The organism is Aeromonas finlandensis (genome assembly GCF_000764645.1).
Taxonomy (GTDB): domain Bacteria; phylum Pseudomonadota; class Gammaproteobacteria; order Enterobacterales; family Aeromonadaceae; genus Aeromonas; species Aeromonas finlandensis.
This window is the reverse complement of record NZ_JRGK01000020.1, coordinates 1-19,813: the sequence shown is the minus strand read 5'-3', so window position 1 is coordinate 19,813 and position 19,813 is coordinate 1. Positions and strand designations below refer to the sequence as shown.

Annotated in this window: 18 protein-coding genes and 1 tRNA gene; 8 read left to right on the top strand and 11 right to left on the bottom strand. The window is 60.8% G+C overall.

The window, feature by feature from the left end; genetic code table 11:
* The 9 genes from secF to hinT all read right to left on the bottom strand — a co-directional run.
* Positions 1-863: protein translocase subunit SecF (gene secF / locus LD28_RS0101595; RefSeq protein WP_033135288.1), on the bottom strand; the 863-nt coding region annotated here is incomplete at its 3' end.
* Positions 864-1,013: 150 nt separating this feature from the next.
* The gene (gene secD, locus LD28_RS0101590; RefSeq protein ID WP_033135286.1) at positions 1,014-2,816 is read right to left on the bottom strand and encodes a protein translocase subunit SecD; all 1,803 of its coding nucleotides are present in this window, start codon (positions 2,814-2,816) and stop codon (positions 1,014-1,016) included.
* Between the two features lie 158 nt (positions 2,817-2,974).
* Entirely contained in the window at positions 2,975-3,409 is a 435-nt protein-coding gene (locus tag LD28_RS0101585) for a hypothetical protein (protein WP_033135285.1), read from the bottom strand.
* Positions 3,410-3,506: 97 nt separating this feature from the next.
* A complete protein-coding gene (locus LD28_RS0101580) occupies positions 3,507-4,364 on the bottom strand; it encodes a DUF6279 family lipoprotein (RefSeq protein WP_033135284.1) in 858 nt (285 codons plus the stop codon).
* A 3-nt stretch (positions 4,365-4,367) separates the two neighbouring features.
* Positions 4,368-5,213: a choline/ethanolamine kinase family protein gene (locus LD28_RS0101575; protein ID WP_050514235.1), complete on the bottom strand. Its 846-nt coding sequence runs from the start codon at positions 5,211-5,213 to the stop codon at positions 4,368-4,370.
* Positions 5,203-5,799: a penicillin-binding protein activator LpoB gene (lpoB, locus tag LD28_RS0101570; RefSeq protein ID WP_033135283.1), complete on the bottom strand. Its 597-nt coding sequence runs from the start codon at positions 5,797-5,799 to the stop codon at positions 5,203-5,205. The genes LD28_RS0101575 and lpoB overlap by 11 nt, the downstream gene beginning before the upstream one ends.
* Positions 5,799-6,197 carry a YcfL family putative periplasmic lipoprotein gene (locus LD28_RS0101565; RefSeq protein WP_033135282.1) on the bottom strand — a complete coding sequence of 133 codons (399 nt, stop codon included), beginning with the start codon at positions 6,195-6,197 and terminating at the stop codon, positions 5,799-5,801. Before LD28_RS0101565 ends, lpoB begins: the two co-directional genes overlap by 1 nt.
* Before the next feature lie 82 nt (positions 6,198-6,279).
* Positions 6,280-7,716, bottom strand: a complete 1,437-nt coding sequence (locus LD28_RS0101560) for a COG3014 family protein (protein ID WP_033135281.1) — start codon at positions 7,714-7,716, stop codon at positions 6,280-6,282.
* Complete coding sequence (gene hinT / locus LD28_RS0101555; protein ID WP_033135280.1) at positions 7,716-8,066, bottom strand: purine nucleoside phosphoramidase; 351 nt, start codon at positions 8,064-8,066, stop codon at positions 7,716-7,718. Before hinT ends, LD28_RS0101560 begins: the two co-directional genes overlap by 1 nt.
* 251 nt (positions 8,067-8,317) lie before the next feature.
* On the opposite strand from hinT, the gene LD28_RS0101550 reads away from it, so the two are divergent.
* A complete protein-coding gene (locus tag LD28_RS0101550) occupies positions 8,318-10,330 on the top strand; it encodes a methyl-accepting chemotaxis protein (protein WP_033135279.1) in 2,013 nt (670 codons plus the stop codon).
* 89 nt (positions 10,331-10,419) lie between these two features.
* On the opposite strand, the gene LD28_RS0101545 is transcribed toward LD28_RS0101550, so the two are convergent.
* On the bottom strand, positions 10,420-11,295 hold the full coding sequence (locus tag LD28_RS0101545; RefSeq protein ID WP_033135278.1) for a 6-pyruvoyl trahydropterin synthase family protein: 876 nt from the start codon (positions 11,293-11,295) through the stop codon (positions 10,420-10,422).
* An 80-nt stretch (positions 11,296-11,375) separates the two neighbouring features.
* Between LD28_RS0101545 and LD28_RS0101540 the strand changes: the two genes are divergently transcribed.
* The 5 genes from LD28_RS0101540 (at position 11,376) to LD28_RS0101520 (ending at position 16,744) form a co-directional block, all read left to right on the top strand.
* The gene (locus LD28_RS0101540; protein ID WP_033135277.1) at positions 11,376-12,719 is read left to right on the top strand and encodes a dihydroorotase; all 1,344 of its coding nucleotides are present in this window, start codon (positions 11,376-11,378) and stop codon (positions 12,717-12,719) included.
* A 112-nt stretch (positions 12,720-12,831) separates the two neighbouring features.
* Positions 12,832-12,908 (top strand) — tRNA-Pro (locus LD28_RS0101535).
* A gap of 216 nt (positions 12,909-13,124) precedes the next feature.
* Positions 13,125-13,556, top strand: coding sequence for a CC0125/CC1285 family lipoprotein (locus tag LD28_RS0101530; protein WP_033135276.1), 432 nt, complete (start codon positions 13,125-13,127; stop codon positions 13,554-13,556).
* Positions 13,557-13,760: 204 nt separating this feature from the next.
* The gene (locus tag LD28_RS0101525; RefSeq protein WP_033135275.1) at positions 13,761-15,020 is read left to right on the top strand and encodes a dicarboxylate/amino acid:cation symporter; all 1,260 of its coding nucleotides are present in this window, start codon (positions 13,761-13,763) and stop codon (positions 15,018-15,020) included.
* A gap of 104 nt (positions 15,021-15,124) precedes the next feature.
* Positions 15,125-16,744, top strand: a complete 1,620-nt coding sequence (locus LD28_RS0101520; protein WP_033135274.1) for a methyl-accepting chemotaxis protein — start codon at positions 15,125-15,127, stop codon at positions 16,742-16,744.
* Positions 16,745-16,812: 68 nt separating this feature from the next.
* On the opposite strand, the gene LD28_RS0101515 is transcribed toward LD28_RS0101520, so the two are convergent.
* Positions 16,813-17,415, bottom strand: coding sequence for a DUF924 family protein (locus LD28_RS0101515; RefSeq protein WP_033135273.1), 603 nt, complete (start codon positions 17,413-17,415; stop codon positions 16,813-16,815).
* A 250-nt stretch (positions 17,416-17,665) separates the two neighbouring features.
* Here LD28_RS0101515 and LD28_RS0101510 point away from each other — a divergent pair, with 250 nt between their 5' ends.
* Positions 17,666-18,586, top strand: coding sequence for a DUF808 domain-containing protein (locus LD28_RS0101510; protein WP_033135272.1), 921 nt, complete (start codon positions 17,666-17,668; stop codon positions 18,584-18,586).
* 93 nt (positions 18,587-18,679) lie between these two features.
* The coding region (locus tag LD28_RS0101505) for a gluzincin family metallopeptidase (protein ID WP_033135271.1) at positions 18,680-19,813 on the top strand (1,134 nt) is incomplete at its 3' end.

Sequence of the window (19,813 nt, the reverse complement as noted above, 5' to 3'; positions counted from 1 at the left end):
AGGCCCAGCAGCTCCTGCACGGTCGAAGCGACGGTGATGGAGGAGATAGTGCCCACCAGGATCCCGGCAAACAGGGTGAAGGAGAAGCCGTAGAGGGCGTCACCACCAAACAACAACAAAGCGCCCACGGTAAACAGGGTGGTGCCCGAGGTGATCATGGTGCGACTGAAGGTCGCCTTGATGGCCACATCGGAGCACTCGTGGATCCCCATCTGGGTGCGCGAGCTCAGCAGATCCCGTAGCCTGTCCGAAATGACGATGCTGTCGTTGAGGGAGTAGCCGATCACCGCCATCAAACCGGCGATGATGTTCAGATCGAATTCGATCTGAAAGAGTGACAGCAGCCCCAGCGCCACGATGGCATCATGGACCACCGAGAGCAGGATGCCGATGGCCTGACGCCACTCGAAGCGAAACGCCAGATAGGCCGACATGGCCAATGAGGCCACCAGCACCGCCATCATCCCCTGCTGGAACAGCTCGGCGCCCACCTGGGGGCCGACGATGGTGGTGCGCAGCAACTCGACCGGCATTCCCAACTGCTGGGTCAGCATGGTGGCGAGATCCGCCGCGGGCCAGGGCAGTTCGTGGGGGGGCAGCTTGATCAGCCATTCGCCGGGCACACCGGCAGAGCTCAGCTCCACGGCACCTGCCAGCGGGGAGACCAGCATGGCATTGAGCTCATGGGCCTCTTTCAGGGTCTGGGTATGAAACTCCAGCAGGATCCCGCCGGTAAAATCGAGCCCCAGTGTCAGGCCGTTCACCAGCAAGATGGCGACGCTGGCCACGGTCAGCAGGATGGAAGCCCACAGGCCGATATAACGCCACCGGGTCAGCCCCATTGCAACGATCATTCTCAACATAATGCTCTCCTTGGCCACCAGCGTGAGGCTGCTGGCCTGTCCCGACGTGCTGCAGCATGCCGAGGAAAATTGTTCTGCTTTGGCACGACGCGGCCATATCCATGGCCGATGGCGCTGCCAAAGCCGCTCATCAGAGGGACGGGTGTCCCGTTACACCTTCAGCGTGCGCTCGCTGCTGCGTCCCCACAGGGGGTTGATGATGGCGCGCGTTCCCCAAATCCCGGTGATCATGCTGGAGAGCAGACCCAGAATGAGGGTGACGGAGAAGCCCTGCAGCGGCCCGGAGCCGATGGAGTAGAGCACCACGGCGCAGATGAGGGTGGTGATGTTGGCATCGAAGATGGTGTGAAAGGCCGAGCGATAGCCAAAGTCGATGGCGTTGGCCAGTGAGCCACCTTCTCGCAGACGGTCCTTGATCCGCTCGAAGATCAGCACATGGGTATCCACCGCCATGCCCACCGTCAGCACCAGACCGGCGATCCCCGGCAGGGTCAGCACGGCCCCCGGCAGCACCGCCAGCATGCCGACCTGCATCAGCAGGTTGGCGACCAGCGCGGTGATGGCAACCCAGCCGAACCTGCGGTACCAGGCCATCATGAACAGCATCATGCCCGCCATGCCGAAGGCCAGCGCGGTGAAGCCCGCCTCGATATTCTGCATCCCCAGCGTCGGGCCAATGGAGCGCTCCTCCAGGATCTTGAGGGGGGCGGTGAGGGCGCCGGCGCGCAGCAGCATGGCCAGCTCTTGCGCCTCCGGCAGACTGCCAATGCCGGTGATGCGGAACTGGTTGCCAAGGGCGGTCTGGATGGTGGCGACGTTGATCACCTCGCTCTGGGCGCGCAGCTTGCCCTGTGCGTTGGTCTTGTACTCGGTGAAGACGGTCGCCATCGGTTTGCCCACATGCTGGCGACTGAACTGGTTCATCTTGCTGCCACCCAGGGTGTCGAGCACGATATTGACCTGGGGCTGGCCCATCTCGCCCATGTTGGCGCGGGCATCGACGATGTGCTCGCCAGTGAGGACCGGCTTGCGCGCCATGCCGACGGCCTGACCGTTGCGATCGGCGATATAGAAGTGGCTGTCTGCTTTGGCCTCGTAGAAGGCCAGCGAGGCGGTGGCCCCGATCACCTCTTTCGCCTGCTTGGGGTTGTGCACCCCGGGCAGTTCGATACGGATACCATCCTGGCCTTGACGCACCACCGAGGCCTCGACGATGCCGAGCTCGTTGATCCGTTTTTTCAGGATCGACAGGTTCTGGGTGACGGCGTTGTTGACCAGCAGGGTGCGCTCCGCCTCGCTCAGCACCAGTTTCAGCTCATTGCCGGAGCGGGTCAGCGTCCACTGATCCTGACGGGTACCGGCACTCTCCTTGATGATGGCGAGCCAGCTCTCCTGTTCGGAGACATTGGGCAGGGTCACGGCCACTGCACCCTGTGCGCTGCGCATGACGCTGGCGCCGCGCAGGTTGGCTTCACGGAAGCGGGTGCGCAGGGTATCCACCAGATTCTTGGTCTGGGTGTCGATGACAAAATCCACGTCCACCCCGATCAGCAGCTGGGAGCCGCCACGCAGGTCCAGCCCCAGCTTGATGGGATCGGCGCCGAGGCGGGTGATCCAGCCCGGCGCGTTGGAGTGAAACTCCAGGGTCAGCGCGGCACTGTCGACCCCTTGCTGCTCCAGCAACTGCTTGGCGCGCTGCTGTTCGCCTTGGCTGGCAAAGACCAGTTCGACCCGTTCAGGCTGTTCGATCACCTTGACCGGGGTCAGGTGTTTGTCGGTCAGCAACATCTGCTGCTGGGTGGTCAGGCGCTGCTGTCCGTGCAGGCCGAGGGAGGGCTGCTCACCGAAAAAGGTGGGCAGGGAGTAAAAGGTAAAGGTCAACAGCATCAACAGCAGCAGTGCGTACTGCCACTTGCTCATGCGGTTGAGAATGGTGCGATTGCTCTTTCTCATGGCAAATAAGCCTCTGTCAGGAGAATGGTGCGCAGGCCGATAGCAGCAAGGCTCGGCAAGGCGTAAAAAATGGGATGCATCAGATGCGGATCAGGCTGCTGCCGGATCCGTCAGGAAGAGGGGATGTACAAACAGTGGATGTGCCAGCCCCTCCGGGGTCAGGCGCTCAGATAACTCTGGGTGAAGCGGTATTGCAGATGTTGACGCTGTAGATGGCGCCGATGGATCGCGCCGAAGCGATCGCGAAAACTCTGTTTGTGATAGAGCTCGGGGGCCAGCATCAGCCAGCCGAGCAGCAACAGCAGGATGGCCTGGGCAGACCAGCTCTGGATCAGCTCGTAGACAACGCTTTTGGGCTGGTTGTCGCTGCGCAGTGATTGCTCGAAGCGCAACAGGTGATTCTGATGGCTGCCGACAAACTTGATGATGCCATCATCGCTGTCGCTGGCCTGATTGAAAACGAGGGTCTGCTGCTGTGCACTCTGGGGATATTCGGGTAGCAGCGGGCCTTCCATTCGGGTGATGGAACAAAGCAGGGTGAGGGCGATAACCAGGGTTACCAGCACCAGTTTGGCTTTGTCGAAAAGGCGCAAAAAGTTAATTCCCGATAAATAGAGAGGGCAAGCTATCACAGTAACCCCGCTGGAACAAGGTCGCCGCGGATTGGGTGGCTGCATTTGGTGCCGATGGTCAGCTATCTGTCATCTGTTCGAAGTCGCGGGCGTAGCCTTTGAGCAGGGAGTAGAGATGGGCCCGCTGGGAGATATCCAGCGACTGGCTCATGGCGCTCAACCAGTTGACGGTGCGTTGACGCGACTGCTCGGTATAGCCGGTAAAGCGGCCATCCATCAGGCCGTCTCCCTGGGCCAGCAGTTCGGTCAGCTCACGGGTAAAATCGGGGCTCTGGCGCTGCTGCATCAGCCTGTCCAGCTCTTTGGTCCAGGCGGTCTGGAACTCGATCCAGGGGGGCATCAGCTCGTACTGCCACTCGGCCCATTGGGCCACCAGCGGTGCTTGCGCCGGTTTCACCTCGCCAATCCAGAACGCGAGCCGCTGGTTCATCTTGTCGCGAAACTCCGCCAGCATTTTCTCCTTGGGTTCGTTGGCAAACTCCTGTTGCCGCTCCTGCTGCCGTTTGACTCGATCGGTCATGAAGCGGGTCACTTGCTCGTGGTTCAGAGTGCGCGCCAGTCTGACGGCGCGGGGAATGGTGTTCTCCAGGGTGCGGGTCAGACTCTGCTGCACGGCATCGAGGTTGGTCGAGATCTGTTCCGGGGTCATGGGGCTGGCGATCGCCTTGGCCAGCGCATCGAGATCCTTGGCATAGCGGGGCAGCTCGTGCTGGCGGTGCCAGGCCATCAGTCCTTTCACTTCGCGGCTGAGCAGATCTTTTTGCGAGTAGGAGAGGGCAAAGTAGTCGTCCAGCTGCCAGATGATAGCGGTATCGAGCCAGTAGTAGATGATCCGGGTGGAGCAGCCGGTCAGCAGCAGGCCGATCAGCAGCAGACCCCAGGTTTTCGGCTTGTGCCAGCGCACCTTGTTTATCATCTGTTACTCCAGTCGTTGCCGGTTGATGGCGATCAGCTCGTGGTAATCGGGAGTGGCTTGCTGCTCGGCCATCAGCAGGGCCCAGAGCAGGCCGATGTAATCAACCCAGGGCAAGAAGGCGTCGCTCTGAAAATCGGGCCACTGGTGGCGCGGTAGCGAGCGCAGATAGTGCGCTTCCAGCGCGTCGCGCCGCTCGGCGGGCCACTTATGGGTGCGCTGGATGCTGGCGAGCTCAAAGCCGGGGTGACCTGCCGCGCCATACTCCCAGTCGATGACCCAGGGTTTGCTTCCCAACAAGTTAGCCGGATTGAGATCATGGTGGCAAGGGCGCCAGCAATCATTCGGCTCACCACTGGCGAGCAATCCCCGCTCCAGCGCGGGCAGCCAGGAGGGAATGTGGGCCAGTCGGGCGCGATAGCCCGCCGCGTGGGCCCGCACCGCCATCACCACCGTGGGCAGCGGCAGGCGGTGCAGCTTGCGCAGCACCGCGGCCAGCAGACGGGGTTGATCGGCGACGGGAGGCGCAGCCTCAAGCCAGTTTGGCTCATCGCACCACTCGAGCAGCATCAGGCCGCTGGCGGGGTCGCCATAGTGGCAGGGCAGCGCCAGCCCTTCGGCCATCGCCCCCTGATAGAGCTGCCACTCGGTAGGGCGGTCGATACCAAGGCGTACCGGATCGGGGTGCCCCTGGCGCAAAAAGTAACTGCGCCCCGAGGGGAGGCGCAGTCGATAGTTGCTGTTGGTAAGGCCAGTGCCCAGCGCTTCCAGCTGCCCCTCCCGCCAGGGGGCGGGCAGACTGGCCAGCAGTGCATCACAGCCGCCCGTCAGCGGGAGCTCGTTACCAGCCAAAGGTGGATTTCTTTGCCTGTTTACGGATCTCTTTCTGATCGGCCCACAGCAGTTCGCCGTTTTGCAGATCCATCAGGTTCATGGTCATCTGGTAGTAGACATCCTTCACCTTGCCATTGTCTTTGACGATGCTGGAGAGGTTGCCATAGACCATGTAGCGGGCACCGGTCTGCTTGCCCAGTCGCACCATGGAGGCCGGGTCGACCATGCCGCTGCTCTGCTGGTATTCGAGCTGCTGTTTGACGGCGGCCACCTTGCTCATGTCGACGAAGCGGAACTTGCCGGCCCGCAGCAACTTGGTGCGGATGGTATCGGTGATGGCTTCGGTATCGATGTGCTCGGAGGTTTTGTTGCGGATGGAGTCCATAAACATCACCGGACGACCGCCTGCGGTGATCTCGCTGGTGGCAGGCGACGCCAGCATGGAATCCGCCATCTTGTCGGCGATGGCCTGCAGATCGCTTGAGCCGTAATCGACGGTGACGGTTTCGGTTTCAGTGGGATCGCCATAGCTGACGGTGGTGCTGGAGCAGCCGCCCAGCAGCAAGGCGCCGGTCAGGATCAGCAGGGCATGATTCATTTTCATCAGTAGGATTCCTCAATCACTTCGCGTACGTAAATCCGGTAACCCTGCGCCGCCGGGCTGGGCGCCAGGGCCGAGAGGGTGCGGGTCTGATAGCCATGCAGCTTGATGGGGGTCCAGCCGCGGCCATCGCTGGCGACCTCCTGACCGGCCTCATCATACCAATAGAACATATATTGCAGCTTGTTATCACCGCGCTGGGTGCTGGCGGCGGCCACATTGACCTGCAGCAGGCCATTCTGTTCGCGGCGGCTCAGCTCGGTCAGGGTGACATTGACATTCTGGTGTTTTTCCAGCGTTGGTGCGCCGCCCGCCGGGCCATAGAGCGCAATGCCGGAGGTATTGGTGGCGCAGCCGCTGAGCAGCAGCGCGAGCCCGAGGGCCAACCCGTATGCTTTCATCTTGCTCTCCTTAATCGGGGTGAGTGGGGCTGTGCGTGAGCCTGCCCGTTAATCGTCTGGTTCATCTGCGTTGGCCCTTTGTTCAAAGCGGCATCACCCGGGTGGTCAGACCGGCCCCGAGGCGCTGCACCCAGACCAGGGTGGTGCGTCCCTTGTTGATGGTGAGCGGCAATTGCCGCTGCGCGGCCCCCGCTCCCAACGTGAGCTGGAGAGCACCCGCCGGTACCATCCCCTGCCAGCTCGATGCCTGCGCCGGTAGCGTCAGCCAACTGCGGGTATCGGCCCGCTCGGAGAGGGTGTTGAAGATCCCCACCAGAATATTGCCCACATCGCCCCCCTCTTTGGCGGCGGTGCGGCGCATCTGCTCTTTGGTTACCAGCCGCAGCGCCTGCCGGGTCAGCATGCCGGGCAGCCGCTCCTGCAGATCCTTGGCGGCCAGCGCCTCCAGCCTGACCAGCTCGCTGGTCTGTTCGACCTTTTTGCCCAGTGCGACCGTGAGCGGCCCCGTGTCGCTTGCCCGATTATCGTAATAGGGGATGGCAACGGTAAAGGTGCGAAAATCGCCGTGGGAGGTGGAGAAGGGCAGCGGCAGGAACAGCTCGCGCCGCGCCGGGATCAAACCATCCTCAAACAGCACCACCAGTTGGCCCTGATCCTTGCCAAGCGGCGGGGCTTTGCGGCCCACCTTTTTTTCGGTCGCGCGGATCTCGTCCGGCGAGCCGCGCAACCGCGCCAGCCGCAGCAGGGCATCTTGCAGGCTGCGGTTGTCCGGCGCTATCTGGTAGCCGCGCTGGTAATCGACCCAGGCGTCGTTGAGATCCCCCGCTGCCTCATAGAGCACGGCGGAAAAATAGAAGGTGTAGGCGTTCTGGAAACCGTTCTTGACCTTGCCGATCAGCCGGTCGAGATCCGGTGCGCCGCGCGACATCAGTTGGCGCATCTCCCCTTCGGTTTCCGCCTCTTCGCTCTTGTCCTTTGCCTTGCGCACCTCATCTGCTCGCCGCTTGAGCGCCTGCTCCTGCACCTGATTGGCGCGGCGCACCTCCACCAGGGCGCCATCGGCATCTCCTCGTTGCAGGTAGTTGAGGGCCAGATAGTGGTGCAGCATGGTGCGTTCGTAATCGGGGGTGAGGTAGGCCATCGACTGGTCGTTGGTGAGCAGGCTGCCCACCTGATCGAGCCCGTGACTGAGCCGATATTCGGCCTGATTGTCTTCCCACTGAAGGCGGCTGTCGGCGGCAGAGAATGCCTGCTTGCTGCCCGCATCCTGCCCGGCCAGCCAGGCGATGCGCCCCTCTTCAAGGCGATCGAGGACAAAGGTGTCATCCCCAAGGGTGGAGTCACGCACCTCGGGCAGCGCCTCGGCGGCATGGCCCAGCAGCAGCTGGTTGCGCAGCGGCACCATCTGATCGGAGTAGGAGACGAACATATCCTGCCAGCGGGAGGCGCAGCCCCCCAGCAACAACAGGGCGCCGCAGAGCAACAGGGCGCTGCGGCAGGTTGAGGTGTGGCGATTCATTACAGGCTGAGCAGCGGCCCCAGCGGCTGGCCACCGACCAGATGCATGTGGATGTGGTAGACCTCCTGCCCGCCGTGGCGGTTGCAGTTCATGATGAGGCGGTAGCCATCTTCGGCAATGCCCGCATCGCTGGCCAGCTTGCGGGCCACGGTGAACATCCGGCCAAGTGCCAGCTCATGTTCGGCTTCCACGTCGTTGACGGTGGGGATCAGTACATTGGGGATGATCAAAATATGGGTCTTGGCCTTGGGCTGGATATCCCGGAATGCGGTGACCAGATCGTCTTGATAAAGGATGTCGGCAGGGATCTCTTTACGGATGATTTTGCTGAAAATGGTTTCTTGCGCCATGGCTAACTCCCTTATATGAAAAAGAAAATTGAACTAGAACCCCAAGCGGCTCCCGAAAGGGGGCGAGCAGCACGCCAAGTGTGACACAAGCCGACATTTGACACAGCTGATGTCCCATTCCCTTCAGTTATTGTTAAAAATACCGATAGCCGGAGGGACGTCATCTGCAGCGCCTGTTCAGGGTGGTCTGCAGGGTATCAAAAGGACGGGGTACTCAGGCAAGGGACTTTTGCATATACAGCGGGACAATAATGAAACAAACAATGTCGGATCTCTCCATCTTGCAGCGAGTCTACCTTGGCTTCGCGATCCTGGTGGCCGTGATGGTGGCCAGTTCACTGCTCACATTTCGTAGTCAGGAGACCCTGGGGAACGCGCTGGAGCAGGTTACCCAGCAGTCGATGCCGCTGGTGATCGCCAGCAGCCAGACCCAGATCACCCTGCTCAGCGCCAACAAGTGGCTGGGGGATGTGCTCACCGAGCAGGACCCCAAACAGCTGCCGGCCGAAGTGGCCGAACTGAAACAGGCCAAGGCTGCGGTGGGCAAGAGCCTTGACGCCTTGCGCCAGCAGGTCGCCCACCACCCCGAACTGCAAGGGGAGATGAGCAGCCTCAGCCAACAGGTCGACAGCTACCTGCAACTGACTGACACCCTGCCCGGCGAACACGAAGCGCTGCTCACCCGGCTGCACAAGGTCAATCTGGCCAAGGGGCAGTTTCAGGTCAGCCTGCCCCAGTTCAAGAAGAATCTGGGGGACATGATGGTCACCATCGACGACAGCTTCATCAAGATGCTCTCCGAGACCCTGACGACCAAGCTCTCCGCCATCGAACTCTCCACCATGGATGCCCTCAACCAGACCATTCCTGCTCCCATCGAAGGGGCGCTCAAGCGCAACAAGATGCAGATTGAAGGGTTCAACAGCACCATCAAGGATCTGCAGGGGGAGCTCAAGAACTTCGAAAACGACATGGGCCACTATGTTCACGGCTTTGTGCGTGACACCACCGCCAGCGAAGGGGTGCTCTCCCAATATCTGGCGCTGATGAAGCAACAGGAACAAATGCGGGAGAAGAGCAAGCAGGCGAGCGCCCTGATCGTCGAGATCCAGCACCGGCTTGAGCGGATCACCGGCCAGAGTCAGCAGCTGATGAGTCAAAGCATTCAGCACGCCAGAGCAGTGCAGAGCCAGAGTACAGTGACTCAGGGGGCCAGCATCGTGGTCGCCATCCTGATCGCCATGCTGGTGGCCTACACCCTGGGCAAGGCGATCCGTCGCCCGCTCAAGGAGTTGCTGCGGGTGCTGACCGAAGTGACCCAGGGCGACATGACCCAGCGCATCGGTTTTCGCAGCAAGAACGAATTTGGTCAGCTGGGCAGCCAGATCAACCTGCTGATTGCCCAGATGGGGGAGGTGCTGGCGCAGCTTTCACAAGCGTCGGCCCAGCTTAACGATGCCGCCCACGGCAACCGCCACACCACCGAGTCGGTGCGGGCGGATCTGGAGAAACAGCGGCAGGAGACCGCCTCGGTCGCGGCCGCCATGACCCAGATGGAAGCTTCGGTGCGGGAAGTGGCGCAGGCTGCCAACCAGACCCTGGAGCGGGTGCAGGATGTGGAGAAGGCCTCCGAAATGGGGCGCAAGGTGATGGCGGGTAACATCACTACCACTCATCAACTGGCGGGCAAGTTGCAGCAGACCGGCAAGGTGATTGGCGATGTGAGTGCCATGAGCAGCCAGATCGGCAACATCCTCGACGTCATTCGCGGCATCGCCGAGCAGACCAACCTGTTGGCCCTCAATGCGGCCATCGAGGCGGCGCGCGCCGGCGAGCAGGGGCGTGGCTTTGCGGTGGTGGCCGACGAGGTGCGCAGTCTGGCGGGCCGCACCGCCCAGTCCACCAGCGAGATCCAGACCATGATCGAGAACCTGCAGCAGGGGGTCGCCAAGGCGGTGACCGTGATGCAGGAGTGCTCCCGCGAGATGGACAGCTGCGTGGATCAGAGCTCCCACGCCAACAACGCCATGGAGGAGGTGCAGGGGATCGTGGTGCTGATCAGCGACATGTCGAGCCAGATCGCCTCTGCCGCCGAGCAGCAGCAGGCCACCAGCGCCGATATCGCCACCAACCTCAACCGCATCTCCGATATCTCGGATCTCAACTATCAGGGTATCGAGCGGGTGGCCCAGACCAGCCAGCAGCTGGACTCCCTTGCCGAGCAGCAGGAGAGCCTGGTCAAGCGATTCCGCCTCATCGCCTGATGGTCACGCGCTGAAAAAAGAGAAGGCCCCGCAGATGCGGGGCCTCTTTATTACTGTGATGAGCGTGATTGCTGTGGTGATCGCAGAAATCACGCGTAGGCGATAGCGCCCTTGCCGACCCCTTCATAGGCGACAATCTTGACGAACTTGTCGCCCACCATCTTCTTCACTTCGCGGGCGATGTAGCAGGTCAGCAGCTCGACCGTGGTGTCGGTATCGATCATCTCTACCTCGGCGGTGGGGATGGCCAGCTGGAACAGCCCTTGCGGTGCCACATATTTGAAGCCGCTGTGATGCTCACCAAGCTGCACGTTGGCACGGGTGCTCAGGGCCAGTTCGCTGAGGGCCACCTTATCCTCCTCGGTGCCGAGGTAGATATCGCCCCAACGTTCGGCCCAGTTGAGCTCCAGCTCACCATCGCGCTCACCGTCGACGTGGATCTCGATGGGGGAGCGGTGGCCGTGGGCGATGCGCTGGCAGTTGCCATCGTGCTTCTTCAGGCCATGGCTGTAGTGGTAGAAGGCACCGGAGATCGCCTCCTGACGCAGGGTCAGGGAGAGATCCTTGATATTGCCCGGCAGCCGTTTGGCCAGCACCGCCAGCAGGTAGCGGGTCACCGACTCTTTATCTACTTGCGGGGCAGGGATAAAGGCGAAGCCCTGGGATGGGCAGCGCAGGTGGATGGAGCGCCCCGGGCGCAGCAGATCCACGGTGCTCTCGTCACCGTCCAGGGTTTCGACATGGATCAGCGGGCAGCCGGTCGGCACCAGCAGCTTGTGGTCCACCTCTTCATCGATGATCGACTTGATCAGCTTCTTTACCCGGCCAAAGTCCAGCAGCATGCTCATTTCGTTGAGCTCACCGCTCATTTCGATATCTACCAGCCAGCTCTCGCCCACCATGCCGCGGCGTTCGCACAGGTAGCTGGAGTCGATCACGGTCAAATCTCTTACAAATAACTTCATCAGTCAGGCCTTGCTACAGAGAAAGGGCAGTTTTGCGCTATTATGACCCGCGATTATCGGCAAAGGAACTGGAACCCCCCATGAACAAACTGCTTATCAAGAATGCCACCCTGGTCAACGAAGGCCGTATCTATGCCTCCGACGTGTTGATCGAGGGGGAACGGATTGCCCGCATCGCACCCGATATCGACGCGCACGATGCTGTGATCATCGATGCGGCAGGTCGCCACCTCATCCCCGGAATGATCGATGATCAGGTCCATTTCCGGGAGCCGGGGCTGACCCACAAGGGGACCATCGCCAGTGAATCCCGGGCCGCCGTCGCTGGTGGCACCACCAGTTTCATGGAAATGCCCAACGTCAATCCCCAGACCACCACCCTCGAAGCACTCGAAGCCAAATACCAGATCGCCGCCAACTCCTCCGTCGCCAACTACAGCTTCTATCTCGGCGCCACCAACGACAACCTGGAAGAGATCAAGCGACTCGATCCCAAGCAGTCCTGTGGGGTCAAGGTGTTCATGGGCTCCTCGACCGGCAACATGCTGGTGGACAATCAGGAGACCCTGGCGGCCATCTTCCGCGAGAGTCCGGTGATGATCGTCACCCACTGCGAAGACACCCCGACTATCGCCAAGGCGGAAGAGGCGGCGCGGGCCAAGTGGGGCGAGAATGTGCCGATGGGCGAGCACGGTCGCATTCGCAGTGACGAGGCGTGCTACAAATCCTCCAGCATGGCGGTGGCGCTGGCCAAGCAGTACGGCGCCAAGCTGCACGTGCTGCATCTGACCTCGGCCAAGGAGCTGTCGCTCTTTACCGCCACCCCGGATCTGCGCGAGTTGAAGGACAAGAACATCACCGCCGAGGTGTGTGTGCACCATCTGTTCTTTAACGAGGCCGATTACGACACCCTGGGCAGCCAGATCAAGTGCAACCCGGCGGTGAAGAGCGCGGCCGACCAGCACGCGCTGCTCGATGCGGTGCGCAACGATGTGCTCGACATCATCGCTACCGACCACGCCCCCCACACCTGGGAGGAGAAGCAGAACAGCTACTTCAAGGCGCCGTCCGGCGTGCCGCTGGTGCAGCACTCCCTGCAGGCGCTGCTGGAGCTCTACCACAATGGCGTGTTCACCCTGGAGACCATCGTCAAGAAGACCTCCCACGCGGTGGCCGAGCGTTTTCAGGTGGAGGATCGCGGTTATATCCGCGAGGGTTACTTCGCCGATCTGGTGCTGCTGGATCTGGGCAAGCCCTATGTGGTCAACGATGACAACCTTCTCTACCACTGTGGTTGGTCGCCCTTCAACGGTTACCGCTTCCACAGCACGATAGAGATGACCCTGGTCAACGGCCAGATCGCCTGGCAAAACGGTCAGGTCAGTGACGGTATGTTGGGCAAGCGGCTGACCTTTAACCGCTGATTGTTCGCAAAGCAAGCGAACGCACCGCGGACGGGGGATTGGCGGCGTTTCCCTGTTGACAGGGCGGGGTCATCTCCATAAACTCTGCCCCCGTCAGCCGAGCTGACTCCGTCGGTGTGTAGCGCAGCCAGGTAGCGCATCTGCATGGGGTGTAGAGGGTCGGAGGTTCGAATCCTCTCACACCGACCAAATTCCCCGGTAAAGGCCTTGTCAAACGACAAGGCCTTTTCTTTTGCCTGCGATTTGCCGCACAGGCGTGAAGCCAGTGGTGGTGCGTGCTGGCCGCTGTTGGCGCGAGCAGATTGTGCAGTCACCGTGCTTTGTGTTGTAGTAACAACTCTGCTGCTCATTTGCCTGTCGAGGCCCCTCGTGTCTACATCCGTATCTAAACCCTGTTGCCTGCTGATGCTCACCCTGCTGTTGGCGGGCTGCGCCACCTCTTACCAGAGTGAAAAGTCGTTCTGGAACGGCCAGACCGGTTTCTCCCAGACCCGGCTTGGCCCGGACAAGTGGCAGCTGGAGTTTGTCGGTAACGATCTGGTAGACAGGGAGACCGCCCGCAAATATGTGCTCAAGCGGGCAGGGGAGCTGGCGCTCGCAGAGGGTTACTCCTGGCTCAAGGTCGATGAGCTGACCATTACCCGCGATGCCATCAGGGTGACGCCATCACGGCCGCTCTTCGGTTTTGACGAGGATGAGCCGGATCTCTTTATGGCCCAGATGCAGGTGCAGCACACCATCTCGGCGCTGCTCACTTTCCGCCTGTTGCCACGGGCTATTGATGAGCGAACCCTGGATGCGAAATATCTCGCCGAAATTAAAATAAGCGGTGATTAATATCGATTGTTTGCAAGATCCATATCACATACACCTAATAGCAGCATAAAATTCTGGATAAAGCCTCTAGATTTACCCCCTGCTTTTAGGCATTCTCCCAGCATACCAGCCGCCAGGAATCAACGGCTAGGATCACAAAAACGGACTGTAGTGGCTCCCATGCCACCGTTTACGGCTTGCACCAATCAAAACCGGGACTCCCCCATGAAAATGAATAAACTGACGGTCGCCATCCTCATTGCGATGTTGTTTGGCATCCTCACCGGCCAGGGCTATCGCATGTTTGCCGCAGATCAGGCTGCGGACTTTGCCAATAACATCACGATTCTGACCGATATCTTCCTGCGACTGATCAAGATGATCATCGCGCCATTGGTCTTCACCACCCTGGTGGTCGGTATTGCCAAGATGGGCGACACCCGCACCGTGGGCCGCATCGGCGTCAAGACCCTTGGCTGGTTCATGCTGGCCTCCCTGCTCTCCCTGAGCCTGGGTCTGGTGATGGTGACTCTGATGCAGCCGGGCGTGGGGCTCTCCCTCTCCCTGCCCAATGACACCGCCAGTTCTGGTATTGCTGCCGGCGCCATTACCCTGAAAGATTTCGTGACCCACGCCATTCCCAAAAGCGTGGTCGAGGCGATGGCCACCAACGAGATCCTGCAGATCGTGGTCTTCTCCCTCTTCTTTGGTCTGGCTGCCGCCGCGCTCGGCGATCTGGCCAAGCCGGTGGTGGTGCTGATGGCCAGCGCTGCCGAGATCATGCTGAAAGTGACCGGTTACGTGATGAACTTTGCGCCGTTCGCGGTGTTTGGTGCCATCGCCGCCATGGTGGCCAAAGAGGGGCTGGGTATTCTGGTCACCTACGGCAGCTTTATGGCCCAGTTCTACATCGCGCTGGCCTGCCTCTGGCTGCTGCTGATCGCCATGGGCAGCGTCTTCCTGCGTGGCCGCGTCATCAAGCTGCTGGCGATGATCCGCGAACCCATCCTGCTGGCATTCTCTACCGCCAGCTCTGAAGCGGCCTATCCGAAGACCCTGGATCGTCTGGAGAAGTTCGGTTGTGACAAGCGCATCGCCAGCTTCGTGCTGCCGATGGGTTACTCCTTCAACCTCGACGGCTCCATGATGTACTGCACCTTCGCGGTGATGTTCATCGCTCAGGCCTATGGCATCGAGCTCTCCATGGCCCAGCAGATCACCATGCTGCTGCTGCTGATGGTCACCTCCAAGGGGATGGCCGGGGTACCGCGTGCCTCTCTGGTGGTGATTGCCGCCACCCTGAACCAGTTCCATATTCCGGAAGCGGGTATTCTGCTGCTGCTGGGTATCGACCACTTCCTCGATATGGGCCGCTCAGCCACCAACGTGCTGGGTAACGCCATCGCTGCCAGCGTGGTCGCCAAGACCGAAGACAGTCTGGGCGAGACCAATGAGCTGGGTGAGAGTGAACCGGCGCAAGCGTAATCACAACGCCATGAAATATAAACAACAACGGCCCGCCAAAGCGGGCCGTTGTTGTTTATGGGTCGTCTACACTGCTAGTAAATCACCATCTGGAGAGTGTGGTCATGAATATTGCTCGTCGACTTCAACTGATAGCCCTGCTGGTGATGCTGGCACTCCTTTTTCTCAGCTGGTTCAGTATCAACCGCCTCGATTCCGCCAACCGTGACTTGAGTTATGTGACGGACAATACGGTGCCGAGCATCTCGATCATCAAGGATGTGCAGGCCGATTTTTATGAGCTGCACTCGCTGGTGCAAACCCATGTGCTGAATACCGATAGCGGCAAGATGCAGCAGATCGAAACGGACATTGCCGATAAGCGCAAACAGATCAATTCGCTGTTGGACAAATATAAGGCCGATATGCTCTCCAATGACGAAGATCGGCGTCTGACCGACGATGATCAACGCATTATCGCGCAATATTATCAGGAGGTTGACAAGGTTCTGGAGCTGTCCCGCCAAAACAAGAACGATGATGCCAGAGATATGCTGGCGGGAGAGGCCGCCAGACTGTTTCAGCAGTTTGCCAAGGCGATCGAGCTTCACGTCACGTTCAATATGGACTTGGCATTGGCACTCAAGAAGCAGGGGCAGGAAAACTACGACAACAGCCTGCAAACCCTGCTGTTTATCGCAGGTGGTGTTACCGTGCTGACGATGGGGCTGTTTTTCTGGTTGTTCAATCAGGTGGCCAACCCGCTTCGTTCCGCCATGGATACATTGACCCGGATCCAGCGAGATCTCAACTTTACCCTCAGGGCGGATATCAAACAGCAGGATGAGATTGGCCTGACCCTCAATGCGGTCAACCGGCTGCTTGATACGTTGCAGCAAACATTCACCGAGTTTTCCGTCGGCAGCTTGCAGATAAAAAGCACCGCCGAATCCCTCTCCCAGGCTGCGCAACACCTCGCCAGCTCGGCCAGTCAGGCAAATGATGCTACCAGTCTGATTGCGGCCGGAGTTGAAGAGATGACGGTCAGCATCACCGATATCTCCCAGCGCACTCAGGAGACGAGCCGCATCACCAACGAGTCAGGGCAGCTGGCAACCGAAGGGGGCAAGACCATCGATCGTACCGTACATGCCATCAATGAGATTGCCGACTCCATCCGGCAGGCCTCGGCCGAGGTCATTGCGCTGGGTGAAGGTATTTCGCGCATTGGTGGTGTGGTCAGCGTGATCCGCGATGTGGCAGGGCAGACTAACCTGCTGGCTTTGAACGCGGCCATTGAGGCGGCGAGAGCCGGGGAGTCTGGCCGTGGCTTTGCGGTGGTGGCTGATGAGGTGCGCAAACTGGCAGAGCGTACGGCGCAATCCACTCAGGAGATATCGGCCACGGTCGAGGCGATCCAGCAGGAGTCCAATAATACGGTCTCCCGCATGAATCTGGTGGAGGAGAAGGTGAGCCAAGGGGTAGCCATGGCGACGGAAAGCGGCGCCATCATCTCGGAAATCAGGAGTGCGTCGCACCGGGTGATGGATCAGGTGGGTGAGATCACCAATGCGATTCGCGAACAGAGTGCAGCCGCCGAGTCGATCGCTCATCAGGTGGAGCAGATAGCTCACGTCGTACAGCAGACCAGCAGCACCGCCGAAGAGACCTCAGCTGCGGCCGAGGAACTCAATGTCACCACCGAGAGCATCCACCAGCAGATATCCCGCTATCGCATCCAATAAATCCGCTAGCCGTTACCAAGCCTCTCTCCCCGCCAGCCATCTGGCGGGGATTTTTTATATGGCGAGTGTCAGAAACCGGAGCCTGGTTGCTGCAAAAACTCGGTCTCTTCCGACGTGCTGGTGCGGCCCAGTAGGTCGTTGCGGTGGGGGAAGCGGCCAAAGCGTTCGATGATCACCTGATGGCGGCGGGCAAAGTCGGCAAATCCTGCGAAGGTTGCTTGCGCCGTAGTGTCTGCCTGCTCAGCCGCCAGCTCCTCGAACAGGGCCACGCTTCTGGCTTGCTGCTCGCGGGACTCCGCATGTTCCAGCGGCAGATAGAAGAAGACCCGCTCCAGTGGCGAGAGGGCTTTGTCAGCCCCGATGGACAGCCCTTTCAGGCAGAGACCCCGTGCCAACGGATCCTGGGAAAAGGCTGCTGGCGTGCCGCGATGGATATTGCGGGGCAGTTGGTCGAGCAGCAGGATCAACGCCAGCCTGCCTTGGGGCACATCGGTCCAATTGGCCAGCTCTCCGTTGGCCGCAGCCGCTGCCAGCGCGCCGAAGCGGCTGGCCAGCAGGGCATCTGTCTCGCTGTTTTTGCCCCACCAGAGGGGGGCTTGCCGTGTGGCGCGGGTGGCGTCGTCGGCATCATCGCCAAACCAGAGATCGAGCAGAGCTTGCCAGGGTTGCATGGGAACTCCTTGAGGTGATTCAGAGGGAACCAAGATCAAATGGCTCAGGGGTGCTGCCGAAGTGGCGGCTTCTCGTTACACTGTGCCATCTTTTGCCCGAAAGACGTAACCCCCGATGGCGAGTACCGGATTCTTGGCACGGCCGATGATGGCCTGCGATCGCCATGAGGTGGCCCTGCTGACCCTGATGGTTATCGGGACCTACACCTCACTCCCGGGGTTGTTCTCACTGATATAAGGAATCTCTGATATGGCCGGAACCAGTTTGTTGGCCCTGCTCGATGATATCGCCAGCGTGCTCGATGACGTGGCGCTGATGACCAAGATGGCAGCCAAGAAGACCGCGGGGGTGTTGGGGGACGATCTCGCCCTCAACGCGGAGCAGGTCTCCGGGGTGCGGGCCGAGCGGGAGCTGCCGGTGGTGTGGGCGGTGGCCAAGGGCTCATTTCGCAACAAACTTATTCTGGTGCCTGCCGCCATCGCCATCAGTGCGCTGGTGCCCTGGCTTATCACGCCGCTCTTGATGCTGGGCGGCGCCTACCTCTGCTTTGAGGGGGCCGAGAAGCTGGCGCACAAATTCCTGCCCCATGAGGCGAACGAGGGGGAGGCACACACAGCCCCCATTCCCGATGATCTGGTCGCGTTTGAACAGCAGAAGGTGAAAGGGGCGATCCGCACCGATTTCATTCTTTCTGCCGAGATCATCGTCATCGCCCTTGGCACGGTGCAGGGGGCAAGCCTCGCTCTGCAGCTCTCGGTGGTGGCGGGAATTGCCGTGCTGATGACGGTTGGGGTCTACGGGCTGGTGGGGTTGATCGTCAAACTGGATGACATCGGTCTGCATCTGCTGCAAAAGCCTGATGGCAGCGCCCTGCGCCGCGCGGTGGGACAGGGGCTGCTGGTGACGGCCCCCCGTCTGATGCACCTGCTGGCACTGGTCGGTACCATCGCCATGTTTATGGTGGGTGGCGGCATTCTGGTGCACGGCTGGCCCTTTGCCCATCACCTGATTGAAGGCGCTGCCGCTGTTGTTGCCACTCTGCCCACCGTGGGGACAGTATTGGCGGTGGTGACGCCGACCCTGCTCAACGCCGTGGCTGGTGTGGTGGCGGGTCTGCTGCTGGTTGTCGTGATGACCCTGGTGAGCCGTCTTGCCCCGGCCAAGGGATAAGCGAGCTTGCGGGCCATTTTCGCTCTTTTTCCTCTTTTTATTTTTCTGCCTGCGGGGGATTTATCCTCCCGATGAAGGCCTTTGCGAGAAGCTATGTATCAACAACAGTGGAATAACGACCATATCTACCCGGGCCTCGACAGCCCCGAGCTGGACGCGGACATGAACGCCGCCCGTCACGCGCTGGAGGAGCTGACCAGCTATATGGCGGGTCTGGACGGGGTGCGCGGCGATGCTGCAGCGCGGCAGGATTTTTTGCGGGAAGTGCGGCTGCGCGCCCGTGATATTCGCCATATCGGCTGGAACGTCGCCATTCTGGCCGCGTGTCGCGGCAGTCAGGATGCGCGGGATCCGCAGGCCAAACAGCTGGCGTCCCGTGCCCGCGCCCTCAACGCCGATCTGTTCAAGACGCTGGCGCCGGTGGACGATCTGATGCTGGCGCTGCCGGCAGAGGAATTCGCCGCGCTGATGGGGGATCCGCTGCTCGGAGAGGAGGCGTACCGCCTGCGCCATGAGCGTCGCTTGCAGGATCAGCGCCTGCCGGTCGAAGCGGAGCAGCTGGTGATCGGCCTTGGCACCGATGGCCTGCACGCCTGGGGCAACCTCTACAACGATCTGGTGGGCAAGATCCGCTTAACCATTGATGGCCGCGAGATGGGGCTGGCCGAGGCGAGCAATCTGCTCTCCAGTCCGGTGCGGGCCCTGCGCCTTGAGGCGTTCGATGCCATCAGCGCCGGTTGGGAAGGGGAGCAGGAGACGGTTGCCGCCATCCTCAATGCCCTCAACGGCTGGCGGCTGGAGTTGGCCCGTCAGCGCGGCAAAACCCGTGTGCTCGATGCGCTGGATCTCTCCTGCCATCAGAGTCATATCGAACGATCCACCCTCGATGCACTGATGAGCGAAACCTGGCGGGCCCGTGGGCTGGGTCAGCGGGCTTTGGGGCTGATGGCTGCGCGGCTCGGACTCGACGAGCTGGGGCCGGAGGATCTCTTTGCGCCGCCCCCTGCTGCCAGCAGCCGCGAGATCCCGTTCGAGGAGGCGATCGCGCTGATTGCCGATGCCTTTAGCCGTTTCGATCCCGAGATGGGAGCATTTGCCCGCATGATGGCCGAGAAGGGGTGGATTGATGCGGCGCCCACGCCAAATCGCCGCACCGGCGCCTACTGCACCAAGTTTGCCGCGCCTGTGGAGCCGCGGGTCTTCGTCACTTATGCCGGTACTATGGAC